The sequence below is a fragment of the Paenibacillus sp. 01T422 genome (genome assembly GCF_056398785.1).
In genome coordinates, this window is sequence record NZ_JBFTQB010000616.1 from 1 (window position 1) to 3,982 (window position 3,982).

3 protein-coding genes are annotated in these 3,982 nt (G+C 41.2%); all 3 read right to left on the reverse strand.

Annotated elements, in window-relative coordinates:
• Nucleotides 1–280: 280 nt before the first annotated feature.
• Genes AC1DUA_RS27360 through AC1DUA_RS27370 form a run of 3 tightly spaced genes read right to left on the reverse strand, consistent with a single transcriptional unit; the run spans nt 281 to nt 3,710 of the window.
• Complete coding sequence (locus AC1DUA_RS27360) at nt 281–1,555, reverse strand: protoporphyrinogen/coproporphyrinogen oxidase (RefSeq protein WP_477502770.1); 1,275 nt, start codon at nt 1,553–1,555, stop codon at nt 281–283.
• A 17-nt stretch (nt 1,556–1,572) separates the two neighbouring features.
• Nucleotides 1,573–2,691 (reverse strand): glycosyltransferase family 4 protein, encoded by a 1,119-nt coding sequence (locus AC1DUA_RS27365; protein ID WP_477502771.1) that lies wholly within the window; start codon nt 2,689–2,691, stop codon nt 1,573–1,575.
• 29 nt (nt 2,692–2,720) lie between these two features.
• The gene (locus AC1DUA_RS27370; protein WP_477502772.1) at nt 2,721–3,710 is read right to left on the reverse strand and encodes a glycosyltransferase family 4 protein; all 990 of its coding nucleotides are present in this window, start codon (nt 3,708–3,710) and stop codon (nt 2,721–2,723) included.
• Nucleotides 3,711–3,982 lie beyond the last annotated feature (272 nt).

Genomic DNA, 3,982 nt, shown 5'->3' on the forward strand with positions numbered 1-3,982 from the left:
TCAAACCTCTCCTCCTTTCCTACTTATTTTTGTGGAAGTTGTAGAGTACTCCATGATAAATAAAGAAAGACAATAGCTATGATAGTATTGGGGATGATTATTGAATTTATATTTCAATGTCGTTGGCCGCCTTTTATAATGATCGATTTGATTTTCTAAACAATGCAATTCAACTCATTTGGGACATTATACCATTAAATCCAAGAGGTTTGATGTATTGATATTGAAAGAAACGACTAGTTCCCTGTTGGGTACTAGTCGTTTCTTCTTAAATATTCTATTAAATTTCCAGAATTTGATATGCACCTAACTCCTCAGCCAAAGTAATCGCCTGCTGCATATCCTCATGCTGACTAGACCAATGCCAGCTCCCGTACCTGCCAATACTGTAGATGCCGTGTTGCCGCAAGTAGTTTTGAATATGAGTAGTGACCATAATATCCGGCAAGCAATAATTATGTTCCAAATAAATTGGCTTTAAGGTAATGATATCCCGTTTGTCCTCAATAATACCGATCTCGATAAGGTCATTTATGACTTCCGGCACTAAGTTCAAAGCCTCATCCTGGTTCTTAAAATACAGCGGCGAGCATTCTACATACATAGAACTATAGCCATTAGGCGCCATTTCAGATTCAACGTTACTATAGAAACCGATTCTATAAAAGCGATACTTCAAATCGGATATATAAATCCAGCTTTTGTTGGCATGCATCGGATTTCTCTTAACACCCATATTGATAATTAGCCCTCTACTCGATTGCAATTGCCGGGATAAATGCGCAATCTCACTATCGACATCGACGATGGTATCTATCAATTTAGGCAGTGGAATAGTCGACACAATGGTTTCCCAAGATGAAACCTTGTTATTTATGGTAATCGTTCTTTTATCCAAATTTATCGATTGTACGTGGGAATTAAATTGAATTTGCTTATTTCGAGCCAAGTGATTGGGAATCGCCGATGCCCCTAAATGACCTTGCGGATAGTAAAAATAATGATTATAACCCTCTATGCTCTGGTTCGTGCGAACATTTCTGACTTTTTCATATTTGCCGATTTGGATTTGAGCTAGATTCGGTACGCCATACATTTTCACGTTATAATCTCTGAAGAAATGCTCAAATAAGGTTGGGCCATAAGAATTAAGCAGCATGTCCGAATAATTCAGGTAGTTACGACTCCTAATTGCAGTTTCGTTCTCAATGACAGTTAGTTCATGATCAATCTGATCGACCAGACGACTATCGGGATGTGTTTTGTAACTCTGCTGGATCGGGAAATCAAACCACTCCTCATCCCAATACACGAATGCTCGGCGTACATGTTTCTTAAGAGGGAGGCCCTCCAGCAATTGCAAAACTTTGGGTGCATTCTGATGGTGAAACCAGTGTCCTCCTATATCGAAGGTGAATTTGCCGACGGATGTTTCAACATGATACGACGAAGCTTTCCCTCCTAACTCTGGAGCCCTCTCCAGCACAGTTCCGCTTCCTGAGGCAGACGCGAACGACAACCCGGTAACCCCAGCTCCAATGATGTAAATGGACATGTGCTTCCCCTTTTCTGCTAAATTTGTATAACACCCCGTACTTGTCCGATTACCTTACGAACATCATACTTAGATGCCGCCAACTCTCTACTGTTTGCTCCCATAACTTCTGCCATTTGTGGGTTCAGGATAAAACGTTCCATCGCTGCGGCGAGGGCTCCCCCATTCTTTACCGGGACAATCAGTCCATTAAATCCTTGAATAACCGTCTCACGGCAACCGGGTACATCGGTCGTTATGATAGGCAGTCCCATTGCCATTGCTTCCAGGGTGGATTTAGGTGTGCCTTCGCGATATGACGGTAATACAAAGATATTGGAATTTCTTAAATAAGGACGTACATCCACTGCCTCCCCCAGATAACTGACTACTCCTTCTTCCATCCATTTCGTGATTTGAGACTTATTAATCGAACTCGGATTGGAATCAAAAGGTCCTAAGAGGCACACATGTACATCAGGATACTTGGCCTTTAAAATCCTCGCCGCCTCGACGTATTCGTAAATCCCTTTGTCCTTAATCATTCTTGCTATGAGTATAAAAGTTAACGGTACTCGGGGCTGAATCGGACGAGTTGCGGTCATTGAAAATTTATCGAGATTAACGCCCGAACCATTAATGATTGTCGTATTGTCCCGCTTGATCAAGCCAAGCTGTTTAAATAACCGCATATCGTCTGGATTCTCGAAAAAAGCCCCTTCACATTGCTGAAAAGCAAAGCGATAAAAGGACGTGACAAAAGGTAACAGCAACCGCTGCTTCCATGTTCGTCCTGTAAACAAATAGCCTAAGCCTGTAACCGTAGCATATAACCTTTTGCTTCTTGTAATCCGAGCCGCCAAAGAGCCATAAAGTATAGGCTTGATTGAATAGCAGCAAATGATATCTGGACGCTCGTTCCGTAAAATTCGTGTCAAATAGAACACACTGCGTATATCGTAACATGGATTTAAGCCTGTATTTTTTATCGGAGCTTGAATAAATCTCACACCTATGGCAGCCAAAGCACTTTCCGCTCCCGTATCTGGTGCCACCGCCGTCACGCGATGCCCATCTTGCACCAACGATTCAATAAGATCCCAGTAAAAATTCAAGTAATACTTAGCATATGGAACGATCAACATAATTTTAGCCATCCAGTTCGACTCCTCAAGTTAAGCTTTCATTATTTTACCTGGCTCAGTCTACTTGCGATGAAGAGCACAACCACTAAAGTAAGCGCCACAAGAACGTATGTAAATTGCTGATAAAACAATGCCAGGAAAGCAATAGCTCCAAAGGCGACTGAGCAGGCGTAGGTTAGAAAGACCGTTTTTTTAACCGAAAATTCCATCCTAGTAAGCCTTAAGGCGAAGTGATCCTGACTTCCTATAAGCGGGGACTTCCCTGCTTTAATCCTAAGTATCGATACGAAGAACAGTTCAAATAGCGGAACTCCCAGAATCAAAATTGGTACGACTAGATGCTGACCAACTTGTTGACCATTAGCCCATTGCGTTACCGTACAAGCAAGTAAGAAACCTAGCAGCAAACTTCCGGTATCCCCCATGTAGATCCTTGCAGGTCTGAAATTAAAAATGAGAAATGCGAAGCAAGAACCGGCCAGAACAAACATTAATGTACTACTGAATGAATCCCCAGTAAGGTGAAGCAATAGAGCAACAAACAACGAACATATACCAGCAACGCCAGCGGCAAGACCGTCCATAATATCTATTAAATTGATAGCATTAGACATGGCTGCGATCCAAATCAACGTGACTGCCATATTCAAATACCAATGGTCAAACAATAAGAAACTTATCCCATGAGACCAGGCGATGTAAGCCGCAAACACTTGCAAGCTTAGCTTGATAATGGGTCTGATTCCTTTAATGTCGTCAATTAACCCTATGACTAAGATTATTAAGGTGCTAAACAATAAACCACGGTGTTGGGAGTTTAAGAGGATGTTTGAGTCCATCACGAAAAGAGCCATAGAAATTCCTACCGTAGCGAAAATAGCCACTCCGCCTAAATAGGGAACGGGGGCCTTATGAGTTTTCAATTTGGTATTTGGGAAATCAATAATATTTAGTTTTAGTGCTGTGACTCTCGCAATTGGGGTTAATAACATGCATAAAAATATTGCTAGAAAGAAAATGGATAGTTGCATTGCGTTGTCTCCATTGGGTGAGTTATTATTTGGTTGTTCTTAATAAAGAACAAATGACTATGTTTATACTACCATATTTTTCAAGAAGATAAAACCTAACAAATATTATTGATTAATTTGTAGGTTAAGGATGAACCATTGCATAGCAAGGGTGGGCTGTTGACAGTTGGATATGAAAAAAGAGCCCCTGAGGGCTMCTTTTTACTCTACTTAAGATGCAGGACTCATGGTTCTTTGGAAGGTCTTACTTGATCCCACTGTTCTTTTGAACC

What these genes read in the sequence shown, in the direction of transcription:
- AC1DUA_RS27360 (WP_477502770.1), bottom strand. Translation starts at nt 1,555, where the DNA reads ATGTCCATTTACATCATTGGAGCTGGGGTTACCGGGTTGTCGTTCGCG.
- AC1DUA_RS27370 (WP_477502772.1), bottom strand. Translation starts at nt 3,710, where the DNA reads ATGCAACTATCCATTTTCTTTCTAGCAATATTTTTATGCATGTTATTA.
- AC1DUA_RS27365 (WP_477502771.1), bottom strand. Translation starts at nt 2,691, where the DNA reads ATGGCTAAAATTATGTTGATCGTTCCATATGCTAAGTATTACTTGAAT.